This is a genomic window from Collinsella sp. AM40-7AC, assembly GCF_003468125.1.
Taxonomy (GTDB): domain Bacteria; phylum Actinomycetota; class Coriobacteriia; order Coriobacteriales; family Coriobacteriaceae; genus Collinsella; species Collinsella aerofaciens_O.
This window is the reverse complement of the sequence record NZ_QSGK01000001.1, coordinates 354119-378979: the sequence shown is the minus strand read 5'-3', so window position 1 is coordinate 378979 and position 24861 is coordinate 354119. Positions and strand designations below refer to the sequence as shown.

General features: G+C 61.5%; 20 protein-coding genes. 17 read left to right on the top strand and 3 right to left on the bottom strand.

From position 1 onward, the window contains the following. Positions 1-127: 127 nt before the first annotated feature. Positions 128-1240: an IS110 family transposase gene (locus DW892_RS01670; RefSeq protein ID WP_233546758.1), complete on the top strand. Its 1113-nt coding sequence runs from the start codon at positions 128-130 to the stop codon at positions 1238-1240. Positions 1241-1893: 653 nt separating this feature from the next. On the opposite strand, the gene DW892_RS01665 is transcribed toward DW892_RS01670, so the two are convergent. Beyond that, positions 1894-3675, bottom strand: coding sequence for a 1-deoxy-D-xylulose-5-phosphate synthase (locus tag DW892_RS01665; RefSeq protein WP_117765209.1), 1782 nt, complete (start codon positions 3673-3675; stop codon positions 1894-1896). A 228-nt stretch (positions 3676-3903) separates the two neighbouring features. Here DW892_RS01665 and DW892_RS01660 point away from each other — a divergent pair, with 228 nt between their 5' ends. From DW892_RS01660 to DW892_RS01605, 12 genes are all read left to right on the top strand, one after another. Beyond that, on the top strand, positions 3904-4440 hold the full coding sequence (locus DW892_RS01660; protein WP_117716947.1) for an HD domain-containing protein: 537 nt from the start codon (positions 3904-3906) through the stop codon (positions 4438-4440). A gap of 3 nt (positions 4441-4443) precedes the next feature. Then, positions 4444-5463, top strand: a complete 1020-nt coding sequence (locus DW892_RS01655; RefSeq protein ID WP_233509054.1) for a putative ABC transporter permease — start codon at positions 4444-4446, stop codon at positions 5461-5463. Between the two features lie 198 nt (positions 5464-5661). Beyond that, entirely contained in the window at positions 5662-6939 is a 1278-nt protein-coding gene (locus tag DW892_RS01650; RefSeq protein WP_117765207.1) for an ammonium transporter, read from the top strand. Between the two features lie 155 nt (positions 6940-7094). Continuing rightward, entirely contained in the window at positions 7095-7433 is a 339-nt protein-coding gene (locus DW892_RS01645; RefSeq protein ID WP_099432138.1) for a P-II family nitrogen regulator, read from the top strand. A 74-nt stretch (positions 7434-7507) separates the two neighbouring features. Further along, positions 7508-8170: a TetR/AcrR family transcriptional regulator gene (locus tag DW892_RS01640; RefSeq protein WP_158566992.1), complete on the top strand. Its 663-nt coding sequence runs from the start codon at positions 7508-7510 to the stop codon at positions 8168-8170. Between the two features lie 100 nt (positions 8171-8270). Beyond that, complete coding sequence (locus DW892_RS01635; protein WP_117765203.1) at positions 8271-9533, top strand: MFS transporter; 1263 nt, start codon at positions 8271-8273, stop codon at positions 9531-9533. A gap of 115 nt (positions 9534-9648) precedes the next feature. Then, positions 9649-10506: an HAD-IIB family hydrolase gene (locus DW892_RS01630; RefSeq protein WP_117765202.1), complete on the top strand. Its 858-nt coding sequence runs from the start codon at positions 9649-9651 to the stop codon at positions 10504-10506. A 363-nt stretch (positions 10507-10869) separates the two neighbouring features. After that, a complete protein-coding gene (locus tag DW892_RS01625) occupies positions 10870-11580 on the top strand; it encodes a TetR/AcrR family transcriptional regulator (protein WP_117765200.1) in 711 nt (236 codons plus the stop codon). An 11-nt stretch (positions 11581-11591) separates the two neighbouring features. Then, complete coding sequence (locus tag DW892_RS01620) at positions 11592-16394, top strand: 2-hydroxyacyl-CoA dehydratase (protein ID WP_117765198.1); 4803 nt, start codon at positions 11592-11594, stop codon at positions 16392-16394. Positions 16395-16810: 416 nt separating this feature from the next. Then, positions 16811-17770, top strand: a complete 960-nt coding sequence (locus DW892_RS01615; RefSeq protein ID WP_117765196.1) for a 3-hydroxyacyl-CoA dehydrogenase — start codon at positions 16811-16813, stop codon at positions 17768-17770. A gap of 87 nt (positions 17771-17857) precedes the next feature. Next, entirely contained in the window at positions 17858-18190 is a 333-nt protein-coding gene (locus DW892_RS01610) for an AAC(3) family N-acetyltransferase (protein ID WP_117765194.1), read from the top strand. A gap of 80 nt (positions 18191-18270) precedes the next feature. Next, positions 18271-18642 carry a hypothetical protein gene (locus DW892_RS01605; protein ID WP_147349828.1) on the top strand — a complete coding sequence of 124 codons (372 nt, stop codon included), beginning with the start codon at positions 18271-18273 and terminating at the stop codon, positions 18640-18642. 125 nt (positions 18643-18767) lie between these two features. On the opposite strand, the gene DW892_RS01600 is transcribed toward DW892_RS01605, so the two are convergent. Next, the gene (locus DW892_RS01600) at positions 18768-19907 is read right to left on the bottom strand and encodes a DUF389 domain-containing protein (RefSeq protein WP_117765190.1); all 1140 of its coding nucleotides are present in this window, start codon (positions 19905-19907) and stop codon (positions 18768-18770) included. Positions 19908-20122: 215 nt separating this feature from the next. Next, positions 20123-21826: an OPT/YSL family transporter gene (locus DW892_RS01595; protein ID WP_117765188.1), complete on the bottom strand. Its 1704-nt coding sequence runs from the start codon at positions 21824-21826 to the stop codon at positions 20123-20125. Positions 21827-22018: 192 nt separating this feature from the next. Here DW892_RS01595 and DW892_RS01590 point away from each other — a divergent pair, with 192 nt between their 5' ends. From DW892_RS01590 to lgt, 4 genes are all read left to right on the top strand, one after another. Continuing rightward, positions 22019-22870 carry a type III pantothenate kinase gene (locus DW892_RS01590; protein WP_117765186.1) on the top strand — a complete coding sequence of 284 codons (852 nt, stop codon included), beginning with the start codon at positions 22019-22021 and terminating at the stop codon, positions 22868-22870. Positions 22871-22953: 83 nt separating this feature from the next. Beyond that, positions 22954-23478: a dCMP deaminase family protein gene (locus DW892_RS01585; protein WP_052044088.1), complete on the top strand. Its 525-nt coding sequence runs from the start codon at positions 22954-22956 to the stop codon at positions 23476-23478. A gap of 171 nt (positions 23479-23649) precedes the next feature. Then, entirely contained in the window at positions 23650-23928 is a 279-nt protein-coding gene (locus DW892_RS01580) for a NifU family protein (RefSeq protein ID WP_117765184.1), read from the top strand. A gap of 108 nt (positions 23929-24036) precedes the next feature. Then, the gene (gene lgt / locus DW892_RS01575) at positions 24037-24858 is read left to right on the top strand and encodes a prolipoprotein diacylglyceryl transferase (protein WP_117765182.1); all 822 of its coding nucleotides are present in this window, start codon (positions 24037-24039) and stop codon (positions 24856-24858) included. Positions 24859-24861 lie beyond the last annotated feature (3 nt).

Here is a 24861-nt window from a genome sequence, read left to right as displayed (position 1 = left end):
AGACGATATGAGCAGGACATAAAAACATTGAGAGCCCCTGCTGCATGAAGGACCGCGGATTAGGCCGACAATGGTGAGTGTCTAATTCAGCCGCGGCGGCCACGCCGCATTCATGGAAGGGGCTCCCATGCTCGATACTACCACCTTCGTCGGCCTCGACGTCCACGCCCGCTCGATAAAGGCCGTCTCCCTCGACGTCATGACCGGGGAGGTGCGCGCCGCGACCTTCGGCTACGACGCCGGCGCCGTCGCGGAGTGGGTCCGCTCCGTGGACCCCGGGGCCAGGTGCGTGTACGAGTCCGGGGTCACGGGCTTCGACCTGCAGAAGAGGCTCTCCGGCCTGGGGGTCGACTGCGTGGTCGGCGCCGTCTCGAAGATGATCAAGCCCAGCGCGGACAGGCGCAGGAAGAACGACCGCAACGACGCCGAGTTCCTCGCCCGCATGCTGTCGGTCGGCAACGTGGTCGAGGTGTGGGTCCCCGACGACGAGTGCGAGGCCGCCCGCGACCTGACCAGGGCGCTCGAGGACGCGAGGGACGACCTCTCGCGCTCGAAGCAGCGGCTCTCCAAGTTCCTGCTCAGGCACGGGCTCGTCTTCGACGAGAGGACGCCCACCGGCCGCAGGAAGGGCAACTGGACCCGGGCGCACTGGTCCTGGATCGAGTCGATAAGGTTCGCGGAGGGGGCCGACGAGGAGGTGCTCGCCTACTACGTCGACGCGGTCAGGCGGGCGGCGGAGGAGAAGGCGAGGCTCGAGGGGCTCGTCGAGGGCGAGGCCCGCAAGCCCAGGTGGAGGAGGAGGGTCGACTCCCTGCGCTGCCTCAAGGGCGTCGACACCGCTTCCGCCGCCGACCTCGTGTTCGAGGCCGGCGAGTTCTCCAGGTTCAGGAACGCCCGCTCGTTCGCCGCGTGGGTCGGCCTGACGCCCTCCGAGCACTCCAGCGGGGAGAGCGACCGCAGGGGCGCGATCACCAAGGCCGGCAACAAGCACCTGAGGAAGACGCTGGTCGAGGCCGCGTGGCACTACCTGACGTGCTCGGGGCGGCCGAAGGACCTCGCCAAGGGCCAGGCCCCGGACCGGGGTGCCCGGAGGCATGCCGCCAAGGGCGTGCGGAGGCTGGTCGAGAGGCGGGAGGCGCTGCTCGCGCGCGGGGTCCACGGCAACAAGGCGAACGTGGCCACGGCGCGCGAGCTCGCCTGCTGGGTGTGGGCGGTCGGCCTCATGGCCGAGGAGGCGTAGGGGGGCGGTCCCCCGCACATAAGCCAGTCACCCCGGAAGCGGTTCGATCCGAAGCCGTTGAGGCGAACCTCAGGTCCCTTTTCTGCGAGCGCCCAGGGCGCCACACGCGTGCACAGACTGTCGGTTCGACGTAGAAGCCTCAGCCGTAGCAACGGATTGCCCAGCGAGAGATCGCCACGGGCGGATATTAAACTGCAAAGACGAGCGTCGGTAAGACACGCCGAGGTCGCCGCGGACGGGTTGATATAGGGAGAGGGCCTGACCCCATATCGTTGGGGCCAGGCCCGATTTTGCCTCTTGACAATGTCCTGCTCATATTAAAAGGGACAGGCACCTTTGTGGCGGTTCTGGCCGATGCAGCGGCATGCCTTGCTGTTTTGTCTCGATCTGTAACATCTGCAGCCATTTTTGCCGAGCAACTGTTACAGATTGAGATTTTCTCTTCAGGGGAATTCGAATGTCTCAATCTGTAACATCTGGACGGCCAAAAGGTCCCTATCTGTTACAGATTGAGACAAAGGTCTGGGACTAAGATGTCTTATCTCGATCTGTAACAGTTAGACGGGAATTCGGGCCATAGATGTTACAGATTGAGATAATCGCGCCGCGAAAATAAAAACCTCCGCAGGGATGCTTCCCTTTGCGGAGGTTTTTTACTCGTTAAGTAGTCTCACGGCTTCGGCGGCCATGTTCTCGACCGTCATGCCGTTCTGAGCGAGCAGCTCGTTGGGGTCGTAGCGGTCGGGGAAGCCCTTGGCGATGCCGAAGGTGCGCGTGCGCACAGGCGTGCAGGCCAGATAGCACGCGACGCGCTCGCCCCAGCCACCGTCCAAGATGCCGTCCTCGAGGGTGACGACAACGCGATGCTCAGCGGCAAGACTGTCGAGGAACTCGCGGTCAAGCTCGGTTGCAAAGCGCGGGTTGACGAGCGTCGCCTCGATACCGTACTCGGCAGCCAAGCGGTTTGCCACGCGCTCGCCCAGCTCAAAGAAATCGCCAAGCGCGAGCACGGCCACGTCGCGACCCTGACGCACCACGTTGTAGCGAACGGCGCTGTAGTCGGTGTCTTCGGCGGGCGCCAGGTCGGGGCGGCTTACCAAGCCGATGCCCGGTACGCGGATTGCCACGGGATGCTCGCGGTGGTCGAGCGACCAGCTCAGCATGGATAGGTATTCCTCCATGCAGGAAGGCGCCAGGTAACGCATATTGGGGAGAGTGCCCAGCATAGAAATATCAAAGAACGAAAGATGCGTCTCGGATGTGGTGCCAAAGATCGATGCGCCAAACACCAGGATGGTTGCGGGGACATCGTTGAGGCACAGGTCGTGCCACAGCTCGTCGTAGGCGCGCTGCAAAAACGTGCCGTACACACCAAAGACTGGCTTGGCACCCGAGCGCGCAAGCGCGGTGGCAAAGGTCACGGCGTGCTCCTCGGCAATGCCCACATCGACGAACTGTTTGTCGGCGGCGGCGCGAAGCTCGGGTGTAAAGCCCATGATGTAGGGCGTGGCGGCCGTGATGCCCACGACTTGCGGATCGCGCTCGATGGCGGCGCTGAGCGCCTCGCCCGTAATGTCGGCATAGGTGCGCGGCGCAGGCTCGCTCGGATGGCCCGGGCAGAGCTTGCGCCCAGTCGCCATGTCAAACGGACCCACGTGATGCCAGCGCTCGGGGTCACTCTGGGCTGGCTCAAAGCCCTTGCCCTTGGCGGTGGAGACGTGCAGCACGATGGGATGATCGATATTGCACAGTCCCTGCAGCGTGTCGACCAGGGCCAACACATCGTTGCCGGCGTCCAGATAGCGGTAGCCGAGCCCCATCGCGCGGAAAACGTTGCGCTCACAGGTGCCGTTGCTGGCGCGCAGCTCGGCCAGATTGCGATACAAGCCACCGTGGTTCTCGGCAATGGACTGGTCGTTATCGTTGACGATGATGATCAGGTTGCTATCGAGTTCGGCGGCATTGTTAAAGCCTTCAAACGCCAGGCCGCCCGAAAGCGAGCCGTCGCCAATGATGGTGATGACGTTGTACGTATCGCCCGCCAGGTCACGAGCGTGCGCCAGGCCGCAGCCCAGGCTCACCGACGTGGAGGTATGGCCCATGGCGAACAGGTCGTGCTCGGACTCATCGGGATTGGCAAAGCCAGAAGCCTCACCATAACGCTCCGGATCGATATAAGTGTACGCGCGCCCGGTCAGCGCCTTGTGGGCGTAGGTCTGGTGCGAAACGTCAAAGACAATCTTGTCGATGGGGGAGTTAAATACGCGATGAAGCGCAACCGTAAGCTCAACGACGCCCAAGTTGGGGGCAACGTGCCCGCCGACGGCGGCGGAGCTTTCGAGGATGGCGTGGCGAATCTCGCCGCAGAGCTGCGGGAGCTCGGCGCGATTAAGAGCCTTGACGTCCTCGGGCGTTGTCGTTTGCGTAAGCAGCATCGTTGTGGGTTACTCCATGCGAATCGAGCGCCGGCGCTCCCTCGGCCGGCACAATTGCACAAGACAGTCTCGCACATTTTGGCGTTTGATATGTGACGGCGGCGCGGTAATTCGCCAACTGGTGGGGCAAAACGTTTTGTCCGATGCCATACTAATGTGTTCCATGATGTTTTTATCGATTGTGCACAGGCCGTGGCTTGTCGCCGTGAGTCGCTGGAAGGAGGCAGCATGTCCGATGTCGTTCGCGCCGAGAAAATCGCGTGCGAAGTAGACCATGCTGCCCGTCAACTGGCACAGGCGGGCCGTCTGGACCTGACGCGCGAGTTTATCCAGCATGGCGATGTGACGGTGTATGCGCATGTGACCTCGGTGGCGCGGGCAAGTCTGTCCTTTGCCGAGCACCTGGGCCGCGTCGGTGTCTCGGTCGATCGCGCCTCGTTGCTGCGCGGAGCCCTGCTGCACGATTACTTTCTCTATGACTGGCACGATCCCGACCCAAGCCATCGACTGCACGGATTTCGGCATCCATTTTTTGCCCTGGCGCGTGCCGAGGAAGATTTTGAGCTGACGCCGCGCGAGCGGAATATCATCGTGCGGCATATGTTTCCGCTGGTGCCGGTGCCGCCGACGTGTCGTGAGGCATGGATTGTATGCCTGGCCGATAAGTGGTGCGCGCTGCGCGAGACGGTCGCCGGTCGTCTGCGGCGCAAGGGCGAGGCGGACGATGGCGTGAGTGGCGAATCGAGCGAAAAGAGGAGAGGGTAGACGGTGGGGACCGCGATCGACATGGCATTTGACGGCGCGACGCTTGTCGCCTGTCCGCTCTCGGCGCTGGTGCTCTCGTTTGCCTTCTACGGTTTTTGCGGCTGGGTATGGGAATCGACAGTCTGCGCCATGCTCAATCACGGGCGATTTGCCAACAGCGGATTTTTGCTGGGGCCGTGTTGTCCTATCTATGGTGTGGGCGGCATAGCCTGCTGGCTTTTGCTGCGCGGGATTCCGGATGCCTCGAGCCAGTTTGTCGCCGCGGCGCTTGTATGCAGCGTGATCGAATATAGCGTGGGCGTGCTGTTGGAAAAAACGACGGGTGCCCGGTTTTGGGATTACTCGCATCTGCCGTTTAACCTGCACGGACGCATCTGCCTGTACTGGGCCTGCGCGTTTGGCTTGGGTGCGTTGTGTATTTGCCGTTTAGTGGAGCCGGCATTGCTGGGGCTGCTTGGCCATCTGCCGGTGCTAATCGTGCGCTTGGCCGCCTTTATCGTTGCGGTCGCGATGATGGTCGACGCGGCGTGCTCGTTGGCGAGCTGGCGGCGTCTGTCCGATCAGCTGGAGCGTGTGCGTGCCGACCTTGCCGACCGCATCAATGAGTCGCTTGCCGATGCCTCCAACTCTATGCTCGAACGTATTCCCGATTCGGCGATCGACTCGGTGGCGCAGACGCATATCCGCGGTCGCGCCGTTAACGCTTGGCTGGCCGAGCTGGGCGACGCGGCGCTCGATGCCCTGCGCGAGAAGGCTTCGATGCCGACGTTTATTTCGGATGGTGCTCGCGGCCTGGCGCTCGCTGCCCGTCGCGTGGCCGATGCCGCGCCGAGCATGCCGCGTCCGTCGCTCGGTCGTCGCCTTGCCGGCAAGCGCATGAGCCGCCCGGTGCCGAGCGTGTCACTCAGCCGCCGCGACCTACGCTTCTTTAACGCCTTCCCGCGTCTGCGCATCAATCGTTACGAGGGCGTCATCCGAGCTACCGACCTCCGCGACCGAGCCCGCGAGCTGTTCCGGCGCTAGCCAAAGCGGAGCCAAGCGCGCCCTTCTCGTTCGCACGTTTCCCGTTCGTTTCGCGCCCGTTGCCGTGCCGTTTCCAAGATTGCGGCACCGTTTCCATTCGACAACGCAGCGTTTAACAACGCCGTATCTGGTCTACACCAGTTGGCCCTCGGCCGCATCATGAGCGCCGACAACGTTCATGCGACCAAGGGGGAGCGAATGTACGATACGGGATCGACAACGTTTATGCTCATCTGCACCATGCTCGTGTTTTTAATGACACCGGGTCTGGCGTTTTTCTATGGCGGCCTGTCCAGGCGCAAAAATGTCATCAACACCATGCTCATGTGCTTTGGCGCCATTGGCCTGGTCGGTGTGCTGTGGATTGTTGCCGGCTGGTCGCTGGCCTACGGCGGCGACGGCTCGAGTCCGTTTACTGGAGGCCTTGACCAGCTTCTGTGCCTGCCGGTGCTCAACCAGGTGCTGCAGGCGGCCGAGGGCAACGCCGCGGACGGCGCCGTCTACCCCCAGATCATCAACATCGCCTTTCAGATGGCGTTTGCCATGATCACGGCTGCTATCGTCACGGGCAGCCTGGCAGGCCGCGTTAAGTTTGGTGCCATGACGGCCTTCCTGGGCATTTGGCTGCTCGTGGTCTATGCGCCGCTCGCCCACATGGTCTGGGGTGGCGAGGGCTCCTTTATCGGCGACATCATCGGCGCGCTCGACTTTGCCGGCGGCGACGTGGTGCACATTTCGTCTGGTCTTACCGGCCTGATCCTCTGCTTAATGCTCGGCCGCCGTCGCGGTTTTGGCATGGTGAGCTACCGTCCGCATAACGTCCCGTTTGTGGCGCTGGGAGCCGGCCTGCTTTGGTTTGGCTGGTTTGGCTTTAACGGCGGCAGCGAGTTCAAGGCCGACGCCGTGGCCGCGCTTGCCATCCTCAACACCGTGACGGCCAGCGCGGCGGGCATGGTTTCGTGGCTTGTCGTTGAGCGCGTGCACACCGGTCGCCCCACGCTGGTGGGCGCCAGCACCGGTCTGGTCGCGGGCCTCGTGGTGGTCACGCCGGGCGCGGGCTTTGTCGAGCCGTGGGCGGCGCTGGTCATGGGCTTGATCGTATCGCCCGTCTGCTACCTGGCTATCAGCCATCTTAAGACCAAGTTTGGCTACGACGACGCGCTCGACGCGTTTGGCTGCCACGGCATTGGCGGCATCTTGGGCGGCGTGCTCACGGGCCTGTTCTGCGTGCCGGAGCTTTCGTGGACCGGTAAGGGCGGCCTGTTCTACACGGGCGACGTGTCGCTGCTCATCTCGCAGATTTTGGGCATTATGGTGACGGTCGTTATTGTGCTGGTGCTCGACTTGGTGATCGCCGCAGTGGTCAAGGCGCTGTTCCACGGCAACTTGCGCGTGGACGAGGCCGACGAGGCACTGGGCTTGGATGCGAGTCAGCACGGCGAGAGCGCGTATCCTTCTTTCTCCGGACTCGATTAGCGGCACGGCTTTCCCAGGCACCCGACCTTGCCCCTCAAACCGTCGCTTGCGTACCGAAGTACGCGGCGCTCCTCTTTCGGGGCAATCTCGGGCACCTGGAAAACCCGTGCCACATGAATGGGCGGTTCATTTCTTTATAAAGAGAGGAATTCACTATGAAGAAGATCACGGCTATCGTGCGCCAGGAAAAGCTTGAGGTTCTCAAAGACGCGCTGTTTGCTGCTGATGTTCGCGGTATGACTATCAACCAGGTGCAGGGCTGCGGCGCGCAGCATGGCTGGAAGGAATACGTTCGCGGCAACGAACTGCTCGTCAATACCATCCCTAAGGTGCAGTTCACCCTCATCTGCGCCGATGAACATGTCGACGGCATTGTCGACATTATCTGCAACGCCGCCCGTACCGGCGCCGTTGGAGACGGCAAGATCTGGGTTGAGCCGGTCGAAGAAGTCATCCGCATACGCACCGGCGAACACGGCCCCGCCGCGGTGTAGAATCGACCGCCTACCATCCGCAACGCTAAAATGCTGCAATGAGGCACAAGACTTGCGTTGCGGATGGGCGGATTATGGGTCGCAATAAATATCCCGAGGAGACGGTCGCGAAGATTCTCGACGCGGCACTGGAGCTATTCTGCGCACAGGGTTATGAGGGGACGAGCATTCAAGATATCGTTGACCGTCTCGATGGCATGACCAAGGGCGCTGTCTATCATCACTTCAAGAGCAAAGAAGAGATTTTTAACGCCGCGTTTGATCGGGCGATGACTCCGATTGTTGAGCACCGCCGCTCGATGCTTGGCGTCGGTAATATGACCGGCGCCCAAAAGCTCAAGCGACTGTACGCGCCCGAGTCCGTAGTTCCGCAAATTGAGCTATGGGCACGTATGCGTCCTGCAGCAGATCCGGTAAAAAGCTCGCGTCTTCTGGCGATGCAGTACCAGGGCTCATTTGACGAGTCGGCCGATGACTGTCTCTTGCCAGTGATCGAGGAGGGCATCGCCGACGGCTCCATTGCGTGCGAATGCCCGCGCGAAGCGGCAGAGGCCGTATCGTTGCTGGCGAATCTCTGGTTGCTGCCACTGTTTCGTCCGCTTGAACCCAAGGATCGAATGCTCGCTCGCGCTCAATGTTTGGCGCAGATGGCCTCTGCGGTGGGACTCGATTTGGGCGAGGAAGTGCTCCAGACAACGGCACGGATTTGGGACGTATGGGACCGTGCCGGGTGGTAATATAGATACCAACGGTATGTAATAGATTTGAGAGGGCAGCTTCGGCTGCCCTTTTCAAGTCAATAATTACATACTAACGGTATGTATAGGGGGCGGACTTATGGCTGGGCTGAGAGACGTCGGCGTCTCGTTGAAATCAAAAACAGTGCGGTCAATCAGGCTCGCGGAACTTCTGGTTGCGCAGCTGTGCACGTATTCGATGCTGTCGGCGCTGTGCTTTGCGTATCCACTTTACTTGTTCGATTGCAGTGGATCGTCAACGTTATATGGCGTCGTCGTGGCGACGGCGTTCATACCCGGCGTACTCGCAACTCCGGTTGGCGGAATCTTGGCGGATAGGGGAAGACATCGCGAGGTCCTGGTGGTCCTCGGTATTGCTCTGATGACTACATCGCTGCTGTCTATCCCCATGAAGCGCTCATTGCCTCTTGCGGTCGTCGTAGTAGCGATACTTTGTGTTCAATATGGCGTTCAATCGCTGCTAAAGCCAATGCTCCAAATTGAGACGGTGCGCATGGCGGGTGAAAAGAAGGTTGAGCGGGCCACTGCATTGGTTTCGCAGGTGACCATGGTGAGCAATATCTTGGGTCCTGTGGTCGGGACGGCAGTCTATGGGTGCTTTGGCATCGATGCTCTCTGCACAACCGCGTCGGTGGCGTTTGCGATGTCAGCTCTGTTGTTTGGGGGCGCGCTCAAGCAAAATGTCTCATCTGAAACGATGGGAGACGGCGCGACTCGCATGACATGCCGAAACGATTTTCGGGAGTCGATTCGGTATCTGCTGCAAAATGCATCATTGGTCGCCGTGATTTTGCTTGCGGCCGTTTTAAACCTTGCGTTGGTTGGGCTAACGATTGGCGCTCCCATTATTGTTACAAAGCATCTCGGCATGCAATCGTCCTGCGTTGGGATAGTTGAGGTTGCTCTGGGCTTGGGTGGTCTTACCGGCAGTGGCTTGGTCGGCATTTGGCCGCATCGCTTTTCTCTCAATGGCATATGTCGATATGTTGCGATGATCTGTTTAGGAGTCGTACCGATTATTGTCACGCTACTGTTCGGCGCAGATGTATGCGTGTTCACCGTGTTTGCGGTTGGTTCGGCATGGGTCATGGTGTGGGCAAGCATTGCGTCGGTTGAAATCATCGCGTTTGTTCAGCGGGCAGCGCCGACTGAGCTCTGCGGAAAAGTGCTTTCGGTCGTTTACATGGTTCTTTCCTGCGCAACGTCTATCGGCCAATTGGTTTACGGGCTCGCATACGATCGATGGGCACCGGCGATTGTATTCGCAGGCATGCTGGCGGTGCTGACGTTGACGACGGCGCTGTTTTATCGGCTGAAAAGCTGCTTGTGGCGATTGTCTTAACGCGCTGGGGCACCGTGAATTTGCGGAGGCAGTAGCCCGCCGCGCCGGGACGGCATTGTTTGGGCATACCTCTCCTTCGTCTACAATATCGTGCAGACGAAGGAGAGGCACGCCCATGATCAAGATGTTCGCGAGTGATTTAGACGGAACGCTGCTGAACGCACTGCATGAGGCGGATGGGACCATCCGCCGTGCCATCCGCGAGCTGACCGAGGCTGGCTTGCATGTGGTTCCCGCGACTGGACGCTCGACGTTGCCGATTGGCGAGCATGGCTTTACGGGCCTGGCGCTTGACGCCTGCTGCTCCAATGGGTCCATCGTGCGCGACAGCCATGGTGAGGTGCTCAAGACCTGGACCATCGATCAGCAAGTCACTGAGGAACTGCTCAAGGCGTTTCCGGACATTTGCTTTGATTGCTCCACGCCCGATGGCATGTACTCGAGCGGTTCGTTCGAGATGCATCAGGCGGGCTTTAAAAAGGACAGCCCCATCAAGCGTATTGTGATGCGCGGCATGCGTGCACGCGGCGGGTATCACGAGGAACAGTATTTTGACCAGTCGATCGGTGACATCCTGCGCCACGATGTGTGCAAGATCAACTGCCGCGTGACCTCGCCCGAGCTGGAGCGTGACCTTAAGGCATATCTTGCCGAGCGCTCGGACCATGTGGTCAACGCGCCGTTCGATCCGGTGATGTTCGAGATCACGGACGTGGCGTGCAACAAGGGCGAGAGTGTGGCCTGGCTGGCGGGCTACTACGGTATTGCCGAGGATGAGGTCGCGGTCTACGGCGACGGCGGCAACGACATCGCCATGCTCAAGCGTTTCCGCCACAGCTACGCGACCAAAAACGCAAGCGATGCGGCTAAGGCCGCCGCGAGCGCGACCATCGGCAGCTGCATGGTCCATGCCGTCCCCAAACACATGCTCGCCACCATGCGCAAGCAAGACTCCCGCACCGTCATCGAATAATAATGTGACAAAGAAAGGGACGGCCCCTTTGTCACATGGGGGCACTCGAGCAACGTTCGAAGCAACGAAAGAGGGGTCGCCGCCGCTAAGGCGTTGACCCCCTAATGCAAACAACGGCGCTGCCCAGCTTTCCAGAACTTGGGCTGCCGTCGACACTATTCTACCCACGAATGACATTTTGAACAATCGGCAATGCCACTCCAAAAGCCAGGCACAACTGGCACAACCTAGGCGGTCGCTGGATGTGACAAAGGGGCTGCCCTTTGTCACATCCAAAATATTGCCTTTACGTGTTGATGCACACGGTGTGCAATAATACTCGCACTGTGCAATAGCGCACAGGCTGAGTAGCAAGGAGGACGCTTGTCCCAGCTCGAGAAATGCGATCGCCGGTCCCTTCGCTCGCAGCGTGCCCTTCGCCAGGCACTTGCCAGCGAGCTTGCCGAAAGCGGCGACCTTTCGCGCATTAATGTCGCGTCGCTCACCGAGCGTGCTGGCCTTACGCGCCGCACGTTCTATTCGCACTATCGCGATATTCCCGACTTTATCAATCAAATCGAGGACGGCTTGCTGGCCGAGATCCGTGAGCGCATTGAGCTCATCACCTCAGCTCAGCTGCCCGATCTTTACCGTAACATTGACGAGCTCGAGCCGGCGCCCGGTTCGGTTGAGCTGCTGCGTTATCTTGCGGCCAACCGCGACTTAATCGGTGCGCTGCTGGGTCCGGGCGGCGACCAGGCCTTTATTAAAAGGATTATCGACACCGCGCGTGAGGCTGTGGTGCCGCGTGCGCAGACGGGCATTTTGGGCCTGGCGCTGGGCACGTTCTTTGACTACTACGTCACCTACGTCGTGAGCGCCGAGGTCGGCATGATTCAGCGCTGGTTTGAGCGTGGGCTCACCGAATCGCCCGAGGCCATGGCGCGCATTATGACGGTGCTCGCTTTTGTGCGCCCCGGCGACCTGTATGGCCAACCCATCGATATCAACGTGCCGGAATACGGCATGAAGCTATTGAACTTGCAGCTCGAGGACGCGGTCGACACCGCCGCAACCGTCGAGTCCAACAACTAAGAGGAGAGACAATGAGCAAACTCGTCGAGGGCATTAAGGACCGCATGGTCGCTGCCGCACGCGAGGCCGCGCCCGCCGTGGCGGATGCCGCGCAGAAGGCGGCGACCGCTGCTGCCGAGATAGTCACTGAGAAAGTCGCCGAGGCTAAGAGCGCGGCGGGGGAGGCATTCGTTGCCGGCGCAACGACTGACGCAACCGCGGCCAACGCTGCAGATCCCGTAGCCGCTACCGCTGTCCACGCCCCCGAAGGCGCGATCTTCAACCCCGAGAACGCCCACGGCAACCTGCACCTGGGCATCGACGTGGGCTCCACCACCGTTAAGCTCGCCGTGCTCAACGACGACAACCAGATCGTCTACGCCAAGTACCAGCGCCACCACACCGATGTCCGTGCCTGCGCCCGCGACTTGTTCGAGGGTGCCGCGACGGTGCTGCCGACGGCCCAGATGACCTGCGCCATCACCGGCTCGGGTGGCCTGCTGCTGTCCCAGTGGCTCGACCTGGAGTTTGTCCAGGAAGTCATCGCCAGTAAGCGTGCCGTCGAGACCCTCATCCCGGCCACCGATGTCGCCATCGAGCTGGGCGGCGAGGACGCCAAGATCATCTACTTTGACAACGGTATCGAGCAGCGCATGAACGGCACCTGCGCCGGCGGTACGGGCGCGTTCATCGACCAGATGGCAACCCTGCTGCACACCGACGCGAGCGGCCTTAACGAGCTTGCGGCCAACGCCACCACCATCTATCCCATCGCCAGCCGCTGCGGCGTATTTGCCAAGACCGACGTGCAACCGCTGCTCAACGAGGGCGCCCGTCCCGAGGATGTGGCCGCTTCCATCTTCCAGGCCGTTGTGACCCAGACCATCTCGGGCCTGGCGTGCGGCCGTCCCATCCGCGGCAACGTCGCCTTCCTGGGCGGCCCGCTGCAGTATCTCTCCGAGCTGCGCCACCGTTTCTACCTCACGCTCAACCTGGACGAGGAGCACCGCATTGTGCCCCAAAACGCTCACCTGTTTGTGGCGAGCGGCGCTGCCATGGCGCACGAGTCCAACAAGCTCAGCACGTTCCCGCAGCTCATTGAGGCTATCGATGCTCTGGGTGACACACAGGGTGCCGAGGTCGAGCGTCTGGATCCGCTCTTTGCCACCGACGAGGACTTTGCCGAGTTCAAAACCCGCCACGACCAGGAAGTCGTCCCCAAGGGCAAGCTCGACGGCTACACCGGCCGCGTGTTCATCGGTATCGACGCCGGCTCCACCACCATGAAAGCCGCGCTCGTGGGCGAGGACGGTCAGCTGCTGCACACCTGGTACGGCAACAACAACGGCGACATCCTAGGCACGGCCAAGGTCATCATGGCCGATTTCTACAACCACATCCCCGCAGGCTGCACCATCGGCCACGTGACCACCACGGGCTACGGCGAGGCGCTGCTCATCGAGGCTCTCAAGGCCGACTCCGGCGAGATCGAGACCGTCGCGCACCTGCGCGGCGCCAAGGCGTTTCTGCCCGGCGTCGAGTTCATCCTGGACATTGGCGGCCAGGACATGAAGTGCCTGCGCGTCAAGGACGGCGTGATCGAGCACATCATGCTCAACGAGGCCTGCTCGTCGGGTTGCGGTAGCTTTATCGAGAGCTTCGCCGTCTCTATGAACATGGACGTACGCGCGTTCGCCAACGCTGCCATCCATGCCAAGGCCCCGGTCGACCTGGGCAGCCGCTGCACGGTCTTTATGAACTCGCGTGTCAAGCAGGCGCAAAAGGAAGGCGCCACGGTGGGCGACATTGCGGCCGGCCTGTCCTATTCCGTCATCAAGAATGCCCTGTTTAAAGTCATTAAGCTGCGTGACCCCAAGGAGATCGGCAGCCAGGTGATCGTTCAGGGCGGCACCTTTATGTCCGATGCCACGCTGCGCGCGTTTGAGCAGCTCACCGGCGTTCATGCCGTGCGTCCCGACATCGCCGGCTGTATGGGCGCCTACGGTGCGGCCCTGCTCGCCCGCGATCGCGCCGGTGCCGACGGCACCTCGACCATCCTTTCGGCTGAGGATATCGCACACCTCACCGTGACGCAAAAGCATGTCCGCTGCGGCCGTTGCTCTAACAACTGCCAGCTTACCGTCAACGACTTTGGCGGCGGCAGGCGCTTCATTACCGGCAACCGCTGCGAGAAGGGCGCCGGCCACAAAAAGCAAAAGACCGAGGCCCCCAACCTCTTCAAAAAGAAAAACGAGCTGCTGTTTAACCGCGAGGTGCTGAGTCCCGACGAGGCCCCGCGCGGCACCGTCGGCATCCCGCGCGCGCTCAACATGTACGAGAACTACCCCTTCTGGCATGCGTTCTTTACGCGTCTGGGCTTTAGCGTGCAGCTGTCCGACCAGTCGAGCAAGAAGACCTACCAGGCGGGCATCGAGTCCATGCCGTCCGAGAGCGTGTGCTATCCGGCCAAGATGAGCCACGGCCATGTGATGAACCTTATCGACCGCGATGTCGACTTTATCTGGATGCCGTGCGTGCGCTGGGAGCGCAAGGAGGATCCGACCGCCGGCAACTGTTACAACTGCCCCATCGTCATGAGCTATCCCACGGCGTTGGCACTCAACATCGACGAGATCCGCGAACAGAACATCGAGTTCCTGTACCCGTTTGTGCCCTATCATGACAAGACCGAGCTCAAGCGCCGTCTGTATCAGGTGCTCGCCGTCGACCGTGTGGCCGATGCGCAAGCCGGTCGCGGTCGCGTGCGTGGGCCCAAGATCACGCGCTCCGAGGTCGATGCCGCTGTCAACGCTGCCTTTGAGGCCGATGCGCGTTTCCACGAGGACATCCAGACCATGGGCGAGGAGGCTCTTAAGTGGGTCGAGGACCACGGCGGTCACGGCATCGTGCTCGCCGGTCGTCCCTACCACAACGACCCCGAGATCAACCACGCCCTGCCCGAGCTTATCTCGAGCTTTGGCTTTGCGGTCTTTACCGAGGATTCGCTCGCGCATCTGGTAAAGCCCGAGCGTCCGATTCGCGTCGTCGACCAGTGGATGTACCACAGTCGCCTGTACGCCGTCGCCCGCTTTGTGACCATGCGCAACGACCTGGACCTGATCCAGCTCAATTCCTTCGGCTGTGGCCTGGACGCTCTGACCACCGACCAGGTGCAGGAAATCCTTGAGGCCAGCGGCAAGATCTACACCGTGCTCAAGATCGACGAGGTGTCCAACCTGGGCGCTGCGCGCATCCGCATCCGCTCGCTCATGGCGGCGCTCAAGGACCAGGAGGCCGAGCGCTTGGCCGAGGCTACGGCAGCGGGCGAGGCCTACGAGCAGGGCGACGCCGCGCCGGTGGCACCCTCCATGGATGCTCCCGCATTCGCGAGCCGCAAGTACACGTTCGAGGCGCAGCGTGAGAGCGCCTCGACCGCATGGCCCAAGGTGCCCTTTACCGAGCAGATGCGCGAGGAGGGTTACACCATCCTGTGCCCGCAGATGGCGCCGATCCACTTTGACCTGGTCAAAGAGGTGTTCCGCGGTGCCGGCTACAACCTGGAGCTGCTGCCCTCGACTGACCACGATGCCGTCGAGGCCGGTCTGCGCTATGTGAACAACGACATCTGCTATCCGTCGATCCTGGTGACGGGTCAGATCATGGAGGCCATCGAGAGCGGTCGGTACGACCTGTCCAAGACAGCCGTGGTCATCAGCCAGACCGGCGGTGGCTGCCGTGCCACCAACTACATCGCGCTTATCCGCAAGGCCCTGCGCGAGAGCGGCCACCCCGAGATTCCGGTGATCTCGCTTTCGGCCGTGGCGCTGGGCGAGGACAACCCCGGCTTTAAGATTACGCCGGCGCTGCTTAAGCAGGCAGTCTACGCGGTGCTCTTTGGCGACGTGATGATGCAGATGCTCTATCGTTGCCGCCCGTACGAGGCAACGCCCGGTGCGGCGAACGCACTCTACGAGGAGTACATGGCGCGCGCCCGCAAGCTGGCGCCCAAGTTCAACAGGCATAACTACACCAAGCTGTGCCGCGAGGCCATCCGCGCGTTCGACTCCATGCCGCTCGTGGGCGAGGGCACCAAGCCGCGCGTGGGCGTGGTCGGCGAGATCTTGGTCAAGTTCCATCCCACGGCCAACAACCACGTGGTCGACGTTATCGAGCGCGAGGGCTGCGAGGCCGTGGTGCCGGGCCTGCTCGACTTCTTCCTGTACTCCATGAGCAACGCCGAGCTGCAGAAGGACGAGCTGGGAAGCTCTCCCACTACGCGCGCGGGCATGCAGGCGCTCATCAAGCTGGTGGACTGGATGCGCACGCCGGTGGAGGAGATGCTCGAGAAGTCCCGCCGCTTTGAGGCGCCCGAGCGCATCGGCACCATGGCCGACAAGGCCCGCACGGTGCTTTCGGTGTGCAACAACATGGGCGAGGGCTGGCTGCTCACGGCCGAGATGCTCGACCTGATCGATCACGGTGCGCCCAATATCATCTGCACGCAGCCCTTCGCGTGCCTGCCCAACCACGTGGTGGGCAAGGCCGTGATCAAGGAGCTGCGCCGCCAGCATCCCGAGAGCAACATTGTCGCGGTTGACTACGACCCCGGTGCGTCCGAGGTCAACCAGCTCAACCGTATTAAGCTCATGATCAGTGTGGCCAAGGAGAACATGCGCGCCGGCAAGGGCTTTAAGCTCGAGAAGGTGGCGCCGCTCGCGATGGACGAGGTCACCGGCCAGATGCGCGCCCACGACGGCTGCGTGAGCTGCGAGCCGGCCAGCGAGGAAGCCGTTGCGTCGGTCGCCGAGCGTCTGGGACGCGGCATTAAGAAGTAGCTTGCCCGCTATGGGCTAGATATGAGACAAACGGGTGGCAGCCGTGCCGGCTACCACCCGTTTTTGCTGGACATATGTTGCGTAAACGCCCCAACTATCACCCTTTGCGAACTTAGATTTCGGAAGTATGCGGCAAAATCTGAATAGGCCGAGCACACCGGATATGACAAAGCTCTGTACCTGCGGTTTTATTGGCGAAAATCAGGACGTGCTCAAGAGTTTCGGAATTTGCCGCATACTTCCGAAAACGACGTCTCGGTGGCACCAAAAACTGCCCTCGGAACCCCTGAGATAATGAACATATGTAGCCGTTTGCCGCGAAATACCGCCCGTTTATAGAACCCACCCCCAGCGCGCGTCATCCTTACGGTTGAATAAATACACATCTATGGAATTACGTAAGAGAGGACCGTTCCATGAGCTACAAGACCGTTCGCGTTGCTGGCGGCGGCGTGCTGGGAAGCCAGATTGCCTTTCAGGCTGCCTACTGCGGCTTTGATGTAACGATTTGGCTGCGCAGCGAGGGCAGCATCGGCCGCACCCAGCCCAAGATCGATCATGTGCGCGAGGAGTACATCGCGGCAATCGAGGGTATGGCGGACGGTACGGGCGAGTGGTGTGCCGGCATCGCCGATAGCGACCAGCCCTTCGACAGGGAGGCGGCGCTCGCCGCCGTTGAGCGTGCCTACTCCACACTCAAGCTGGAGCTCGATCTTGCCAAGGCAGTGGCCGACGCCGACCTGGTCATCGAGTCTATGGCCGAGGACACCCAGGCAAAGATCGACTTCTACAAGAAGCTCGCCCCGGTTCTCCCGCAAAAGACCGTCATCGTCACCAACTCTTCCACGTTGCTGCCGAGTACCTTTGCCAAGTACACCGGCCGCCCCGAGAAGTACCTATCGCTGCACTTTGCCAACTCCATCTGGAAGAACAACATGACCGAGGTCATGGCCCAGAGCCAAACCGACAAGCGCTATTTTGACGAGCTCGTCGACTTTGCCAACGACATCCGCATGCTGGCGCTTCCCGTCAACAAGGAAAAGAACGGCTACCTGCTCAACTCCATGTTGGTGCCGTGGCTGCTTTCGGGCCTTGACCTGTATGTCTCGGGTGTGAGTGACCCCAAGAGCATCGACCTCGCGTGGACGCGCGGCACCGGTGCCCCCAAGGGCCCGTTCCGCGTATTCGACACCGTTGGCATCCAGACGGCCTACAACATCGTCATGCAGTATCAGAAGGTCCCGGGCCTGGTGAGCCCGCTGCTCAAAAAGATGATGATGCCCTACAACTTTAAGGCCATGGCCTCCGTCCTCAAGAAAATGCTCGACGAAGGTAAGCTGGGCGAAAGCTCGGGCGAGGGCTTCTTCAAGTACTAAAAAATGATCCCTCGGGGACGGAGGAAAACGGATCATTTTCGGCTGTCAATAGTGAGAAGACGAGCTTAGAAATAGAAAGGGGCGGCAATGGACCGGAAAATCGTGCTGAAGCAGGATATCCTCGGCGCGCTTTCTGCCGTTGGTATGCGCGTGGGGCAGACGGTTATGGTCCATTGCTCGCTCAGCGCGCTGGGGTATGTGTGCGGCGGCGCGCAGCCGGTGATCGAGGCCCTGCTTCAGACGGTGGGCGAGACCGGCACCGTCATGATGCCGACGCCGTCGTGGAAAAACCGACGATACGCCCAAAGTCGCCGCCTTTTCCGCACGCCACACGGTGGCGATACATTGGCGACGTCCCCCCTGATATCGGAGGTTCCGGGTATGTTTCGCGCTCCGTTAAACAACTATCGGTTGGGCTAACTATGGGTCGCAGTGCTATTTCGATAACCCTTGCAGTGGTCTGTCTGGCTGTGCTCCTGGGTGCTACAGGGCTGTTTGCTATGAGCCGAGAAACGTCCTATATGCAGGAATGCGCTTCCGAAGGGTTTGCCATTGATGGTTACTATCGGGATGACAAAACGAGTCGGGAAACCCTGGCTTTTCTTGAGGAGGACAACTGTCGATGGCAGCTGGTCGACCAAGACGGAATCTGCGCAGACGGGCAGTTTAAGCGTATGGACGACCCCAATATCCTGGTGTTAAAGAGGGAAAACGGCGAAGATTTCGGTACGGTCCACGTGGCGTATATGTCGCGCCGACGCGAGCGGGGCCAGCTCTATCTATTTAGAAATAGCAAAGTGACCCGATTTTATCTGGTGAGCACCAAACCTGCGTTTACGGTGGAGTCGGGCGATGTCGATCCGGCCAGTTGATTCACGGCAATAAAACGGCGAGCGGGGCGCGGGTGTGAACTGAACCCCGCTATTTGCTCGTGTCCGTATCGCGTCTGCGCCTCGTCATAACTTGCGTCCGTGCGAGCGCTTATCCCGCGCCGGCATTACTTCACGTCAAACTCCACGCGATCGAGCTCGGGCACATTGAGGTCGATGAGCTTGCGGGCGACGTGACGGTCGTGTGCCCCAAGCGCCTCGCTTGTCGTCACATGGGCGACAATCTCGCGCTCGACAATGCCCTCCTCGTCGCCTTCGGTGGCCGAGGTCTCGACGGCGACGGCGTAGTCCTTAAAGCCTGGCAGCACCGCCGCAAGCTCGCGCGTGGTCTCGGTGACGCCGTAGCCGTCCTGCACGCCGGCCTGCGCCGAGCCAATGGAACCCGCGGTCATAACGATGCAGGGGATGGCAAAGATCACCGTGCCCACGATGATGCGGCGGCGCACTTTGCGTGACAGCTCGTCGACCTCGGCATTTTCCTCGGCAGTCACAATGCCGTCGCCGTTCAGGTCGCGCTTGAGCGGCACGCGCAAAAGAAGCAGCACGGCCTCGGCGGCCAGTGCGATAAAGACCACGTTGATGCCAAACTCGTAAAGCGCCGAGAGAAACAGCGACCCGCTTGCGATGGCGATGCCATAGCCGGCCGCGCACAGGGGCGGCATGAGCGCAGTCGCCACAGCCACGCCGGCGATGAGCGTGGCGGGTTCCTGGTCGCGCGAGTTGCCCAGGCCACCCGCAAAGCCGCCTGCGAGTGCGACGGCAAGGTCCCACACAGTCGGTGTCGAATTGTCGATGATGGCGGCCGTGGTGGTGCCAAGGGGCGAGAGCTTAAAATACAACGTGGACGTGACCAGGCAAAAGGCCATCTGTAGAGCCAAGCTCGCGATGGCCTCGACGGTAATCTCGCGGTCGAGCGTGGCGATGCCGTATGCCATGGCAAGGACCGAGCCCATGAGCGGGCAGATGAGCATGGCGCCTACAATGGCGATATCCGAGTCGATATCGAGGCCGATGCTCGCGATCAACATGGCAATGATCAGGATGCATAAGTGCGAGCCAGTCAGCCGCGCCCCGTTTACAAAGCGCTTGCGAATCACGTGGTAGGGCGCACGGCCCTCGCGAATGTTGAATGCCTGCTTAAGGAAACGGGTGGCATTCTCCATGGCCTCGCTATGGGCGGGACGGATGCCGTGGCGCCGATGATGGCGCTCGCGCAGTCGCTTGAGCTGTTGTTTATCGAGTTCCATGTCCACCTCGTATTGCCGCAGGAACGCGGGTGCGTTCGCAGCATGTACTCTACACCGTGACGGGCGGGACAGTCATCTTGACATGGAGCTTAGGCGAGCGGGCAAAGGAAGACATGCCACATGCGAGTACTGCCGAGGGTTTCGGCAGATACAAAAAAGCGCGGGGCCGGATAGTCACCGACCCCGCGCTCTGTGCGGTTACGTTGTTGTTGGGTTTATCCCAGCAGGCTCAAGCCCACGGAGACAAACGCCAGGATAACGCCGACGATAGACTCGCCACCGAGCAGGCCGCTGGCGACAACCAGGCCCTGCTCCTGGAAGGCGGCGTCCTTGGCGGCCTTCTCCTCGTCCGAAAGACCGGCCTCGGCGTCGCGGTGAGCGGCCCACTTGTCGTAGGCGAGCTTAACGCAGGAGCCCAGGAAAGCCGTGAGCGACATATAGAACGGCAGGTACACGCCTAGACCGATCATCATGGCCGGAATGCCGAGCCAGTACATGACGATGCCGGCGATAAAGCCGCCTGCGAACCACGGCACGCTCGGGATGCCCGAGACCATGGTGGCGACCACGCTTGCCTGTGCGGCCACAAAGCTCTTGTCGGGGCCAAAGGCGTCCGGACCATAGGCGGTGACGAGCGCGACCATGACAGCGGCGGCGACCAGGGCGCCCACGATGCCGCCGATGGCCTGGCCGACCCACTGTGCGCGCGGGTTGGTGCCCAGCACGGCGCCGGCCTTAAAGTCGTTCATGACGTCGCCCGCAAGGCCGCACGCTACGGCCACGATGCCGGCGATAAAGAACAGCTTGACCTGAGCGAGCTGCGCGAAGGCTGCCACGATGAGCATGACGATGAGGCCGAAGATCTCCATGGGGTCGATACCCGTCTGCCCGCAGCTCTGCGCACTCATGATGGTGGTGACAAAGGTGAACAGCGTGACGATGACGGCTGGAACGGGACCAAGGTCGAGCGCGATGGCGACGATCACGGCGATGGCGGCGGCGCCCAGGCCGATGATGCCGGCGTCGAGCTTAAGGGAGCCCGAGATGAGCGACTGCTCGTCGGTGTCGGTGGAGCTGTCGGCGGCGAGGCCGCGGACGATACCGGCGACTTGCGGCAGGATGTCCTTGAGGACGACGGCGACGCCAAAGCCCATCATGAGGCCCATACCCAGGGACTTGACGATGCCCTGTGCGGTCATAACGTCAAACAGACCGGCAGCGGTGCCGCCGACGATGATGCCAAAATTGCCCAGCAGCGCGCCGGCAAACCAGAAAGCGACCGGGGCGAAGCCCACGAGGAAGCCGACGGAGAGCAGCATGGGCGAGTTGTAGATGGCAAAGGTCACGCCGGGGATGTTGAGCGTGCACAGCATACTGGGCACAATGCCCAGGGCGTCGCGAAGCACGCTGTAGATGCCCGCGATGGCCATGGAGCCAAAGAGCTGCTTGCCGGTCTTGCCGCCGGCCTCGGTGGCGCGCAGGGTCTGAGCTGCGGCGTTGCCGGTGGGGAACTCAAGCGCGGCGTCCACGATAAAGTGACGGTGGATGAGCGCCGTGGCCAGCAGGCCCAGGATGGTGCCGGCGAGTGCCACGATAAACATGTCGAGCCAGCTGATCTGGTCGGCATAGCCCAGCATCCAGGCGCCCGGGATGGTAAACGCCAGACCGCCGGCGACCATGGCGCCTGCGGACATGATGGTGTGGGTGACGTTTGCCTCGTTGAGGCTGGCGTTGCCCATGAGCTTAAGGAAGAACAGCGAGATGACGGCAGCGAAGACGATCGGCCAGGGGAGTGCGCCCATCTTGAGGGCGGTGTAGGCCGAGCTTGCCGTGATGATCACGCAGCCAAGGACGCCGATGACGACGCCGCGCAGCGTGAGTTGCCCGCGCATCGAAGCGCGGTTCGAGGGATTGCTCATATAGAACTCCTTTGCGTATATCCGCTTCCCCCGGGAGCGTCGTTACGGATACGGCGCGGGAAGTCGGGTTACCAAGGGCCGCCGCGTGAGCTCGCAAACGACCGCGCACCAGTATAGCCGCAAGCTAGTCATTTTGGGATGACTGGTTTAGGTAGGCGATATACTGCTGGGCAGACGAAAGGAGCGCCGACGATGCTAAATGGGTGCGCATATATATTGACGGTCGACGTGGGCAACACGTTCATTCGCTTTGGCCTGTTTGCAGAGGATTCGGCCGCGGCGCAGGAATGTCCGCTTGCGACGTGCGAGATCACCACGCCGTCGAGCATCACGGCAGACGAGGCGCGCATGCGTCTCGTGCAGGTCATGGCCGCACTGGCGGCCGATGCGGGCATGCCGGGTGCGCTTGTGCCCGCGGCTGCTGTGCTGAGCTGCGTGGTCCCGGCGCTCGAGCGCCCGTGGAAGGCGGCACTTTCCCGCACCTGCACGGGGCGCGTGCTCACGGTGGGGCCGGGCCTCAAGACCGGCATGCCCGTGCACTACGATGACCCGGCCGAGATCGGTCCCGACCGCATCGCCGACGCCGTGGCTGCCCGCGCCGTCTACGGCTCGCCGTGCATCGTGATTGACCTGGGCACGACGACCAATATCGAGGTCATCGACGCGCACGGTACCTTTGTCGGCGGCGTTATCGCGCCGGGCCTGGCCCTCGGCGCCCGCTCGCTTTCGGCGGCAGCAGCGCGCCTACCCCAGGTTGAGCCCTCGGCGCCAACGCACGTCATCGGCCGCAACACGCGCGAGGCCATGCGCTCGGGCGTGGTTTTGGGCGAGGTGGCACGCATCGACGGCATGCTCGACATGGTGCTTGCCGAGATGCGCGCGACCAAGGCCGCGGGGGAGAGCGATGTGCCCATCGTCATTACCGGCGACGATGCCGAGGCGCTTGCGGCGCTGGTCGGCCATAGCCTGACGGTCGATGATGCGCTGACGCTGCGGGGTCTCGCCGAGCTCTACCACATCAATCAAAAGCCCCGTCGCGCGTAGCGATGGGGGTGATGGGACAAAAACGTCTCCGCCTTCCACCTGCTACAATGGGTCAAACTATTGCGATTACGGAGGTGTCTGCCATGTCGGACGATCTTCATCAAACTGCGTCGGGCAAGCGCCGCGACGTCATTAGCTGGGATGAGTTCTTTATGAGCGTGGCCATCGCCGCGCAGCGCCGCAGTAAGGACCCCAACACGCAGGTGGGCGCGTGCATCGCCAACACCAACCACCGCATCCTTTCGGTGGGCTACAACGGTACGCCCTCGGCGCTCAACGACGACTTTTTCCCGTGGGGCACGAGCGACGACCCGTTGCAGGATAAGCACAACTACGTGGTGCATGCCGAGGCCAACGCCGTGCTCAACTACCGCGGCTCGCTCAAAGACCTTGAGGGTTCCACGGTCTACGTCACGCTGTTTCCGTGCCACGACTGTGCCAAAATCCTGGCGCAGGTGGGCGTGGGCGAGGTCGTCTACCTGGACAATAAGTATGCCGACACCGATGACGGCCGTATCAGCCGCCGCATTCTCGACTCCTGCGGCATCAGCTACCGCCAGGTCATCGTCGATGTCCAGATTGGTACCGGGGGACAGGCTCAGCAGTGATATGCGTTGTCGCCATCTGACGACGAATGCAGTTCAAAGAGACCCGTCCCAAATTGACTGCTCGTGAAAGTCGTGTCCGCACGCATGGCTGGCGCCTAAGCGGGTACATGGCTGTAGTAACATAGCTCCTGTCCGCGGGCGTGTCCGCGTTATTGTGAGAAAGGAGCCCCTGTGGCTGTTAACGAAGAGCTGCTTAAGAAGGTTCTTGAAGAGATCCGCCCCAACCTGCAGGCCGATGGCGGCGATATGGAGTATGTGGGCGTCGACGACGAGGGTGTTGTCAAGCTGGAGCTGCAGGGCGCCTGCGCCGGCTGCCCCATGAGCTCGCTAACCCTTTCCATGGGTATCGAGCGCATCCTGAAGGAGCATGTGCCCGGCGTTACCCGCGTTGAGCAGGTCAATGCTTCCGGCGAGGCAGGGGACCTGTACGACGAGTACGCGCCGTTCTAAGATGCGAAAGCTGCGGACGGTACGCTCCGCATAGACGTTACGTCCAAATATGCGGCTGCGAGCGTAAGGCCCGTGGCCGCATTTGTATGTAGGGAGCAGGGGATCGATATGCTCAACGACCTCTACCACATGCTTGACCCCGTCGCGATCTCGGCGGGTCCCATCACCATCTACTGGTACGGCCTGGCCTACGTGGTCGGCGCTCTGCTCACGGCGGTCGTTATGTACCGTACGCAGCGTCGTTGGGGCTTCGACATTACGATTGATGACCTGACGAGCGTCGTGGTCGGCGCGGTCTTTGGTCTCATCATCGGCGCGCGCCTGTTTTATGTCGTCTTTTACGGCGATGGCTACTATTGGACCCATCCGCTCGAAATCTTTGCCACCAACGAGGGAGGCATGAGCTTCCACGGCGGCCTGGTGGGCGGCATCTTGGGCGGCATCATCGTGTGCCGCATGTACAAGCTTGACGCCTGGACCGTCGCCGACCTTGCCGTGATCGGCGCCCCGCTGGCCCTGTGCCTGGGCCGTTGTGCCAATTTCGTCAACGGCGAACTGTGGGGTAAGCCGACCGATCTGCCCTGGGGTGTGGTCTTTGGCGGCACCGCGGGCGATATGCCGCGCCATCCCTCCCAGCTCTACGAGGCGTTTCTTGAGGGCATTGTGCTCTTTTGCATCCTGCAGGTGCTCAGCCGCAAAAAGCCGCTGCTGCCCCAGGGTACGTTTATGGGCGTGTTCGTGATGGGGTACGGCATCGTCCGCTTTCTCGTTGAGTTCGTGCGCGTGCCCGATGCCCAGCTGGGTTATCTGCTGGGCGGCGTCATCACCATGGGTCAGCTGCTGAGTTTGCCGCTCGTGATCGCCGGCCTGGCGTTCATCATCTTCGCCCGACACCGCAATCGCCCCCAGCGCATCTACCTCGACGCCTAACCA

What these genes read in the sequence shown, in the direction of transcription:
- DW892_RS01670 (WP_233546758.1), top strand. Translation starts at nt 128, where the DNA reads ATGCTCGATACTACCACCTTCGTCGGCCTCGACGTCCACGCCCGCTCG.
- DW892_RS01665 (WP_117765209.1), bottom strand. Translation starts at nt 3,675, where the DNA reads ATGCTGCTTACGCAAACGACAACGCCCGAGGACGTCAAGGCTCTTAAT.
- DW892_RS01660 (WP_117716947.1), top strand. Translation starts at nt 3,904, where the DNA reads ATGTCCGATGTCGTTCGCGCCGAGAAAATCGCGTGCGAAGTAGACCAT.
- DW892_RS01650 (WP_117765207.1), top strand. Translation starts at nt 5,662, where the DNA reads ATGTACGATACGGGATCGACAACGTTTATGCTCATCTGCACCATGCTC.
- DW892_RS01645 (WP_099432138.1), top strand. Translation starts at nt 7,095, where the DNA reads ATGAAGAAGATCACGGCTATCGTGCGCCAGGAAAAGCTTGAGGTTCTC.
- DW892_RS01640 (WP_158566992.1), top strand. Translation starts at nt 7,508, where the DNA reads ATGGGTCGCAATAAATATCCCGAGGAGACGGTCGCGAAGATTCTCGAC.
- DW892_RS01635 (WP_117765203.1), top strand. Translation starts at nt 8,271, where the DNA reads ATGGCTGGGCTGAGAGACGTCGGCGTCTCGTTGAAATCAAAAACAGTG.
- DW892_RS01630 (WP_117765202.1), top strand. Translation starts at nt 9,649, where the DNA reads ATGATCAAGATGTTCGCGAGTGATTTAGACGGAACGCTGCTGAACGCA.
- DW892_RS01620 (WP_117765198.1), top strand. Translation starts at nt 11,592, where the DNA reads ATGAGCAAACTCGTCGAGGGCATTAAGGACCGCATGGTCGCTGCCGCA.
- DW892_RS01615 (WP_117765196.1), top strand. Translation starts at nt 16,811, where the DNA reads ATGAGCTACAAGACCGTTCGCGTTGCTGGCGGCGGCGTGCTGGGAAGC.
- DW892_RS01610 (WP_117765194.1), top strand. Translation starts at nt 17,858, where the DNA reads ATGGACCGGAAAATCGTGCTGAAGCAGGATATCCTCGGCGCGCTTTCT.
- DW892_RS01605 (WP_147349828.1), top strand. Translation starts at nt 18,271, where the DNA reads ATGAGCCGAGAAACGTCCTATATGCAGGAATGCGCTTCCGAAGGGTTT.
- DW892_RS01600 (WP_117765190.1), bottom strand. Translation starts at nt 19,907, where the DNA reads ATGGAACTCGATAAACAACAGCTCAAGCGACTGCGCGAGCGCCATCAT.
- DW892_RS01595 (WP_117765188.1), bottom strand. Translation starts at nt 21,826, where the DNA reads ATGAGCAATCCCTCGAACCGCGCTTCGATGCGCGGGCAACTCACGCTG.
- DW892_RS01590 (WP_117765186.1), top strand. Translation starts at nt 22,019, where the DNA reads ATGCTAAATGGGTGCGCATATATATTGACGGTCGACGTGGGCAACACG.
- DW892_RS01585 (WP_052044088.1), top strand. Translation starts at nt 22,954, where the DNA reads ATGTCGGACGATCTTCATCAAACTGCGTCGGGCAAGCGCCGCGACGTC.
- lgt (WP_117765182.1), top strand. Translation starts at nt 24,037, where the DNA reads ATGCTCAACGACCTCTACCACATGCTTGACCCCGTCGCGATCTCGGCG.